Annotated in this window: 1 pseudogene; it reads left to right on the plus strand. The window is 32.9% G+C overall.

Features of this window, described 5'->3' with window-relative positions:
* A pseudogene (locus FUA24_RS00455) lies at positions 1 to 231 on the plus strand (DUF2892 domain-containing protein); the annotation flags it as partial.

Here is a 231-nt window from a genome sequence, read left to right on the forward strand (position 1 = left end):
AAATGGCTTGATAAAATTAAAAACCCAGAAGCTGCCCTAGTAAAAAAACAGCAAGGTTATTACAATTATTTACATGGTTTAATGACCATGCAGGACAACATGAACGAGTCTGAAAAATATTTTAAAAAAGCGGTATCTTTAGGTTTATCAATGAAACATGATTTAGCCATGGCTAAATTAAACCTAGCTGGTATTGCTTTTTCTAAACGCAGAAAACAAGAAGCGCAAAAG

The organism is Seonamhaeicola marinus, assembly GCF_008085455.1.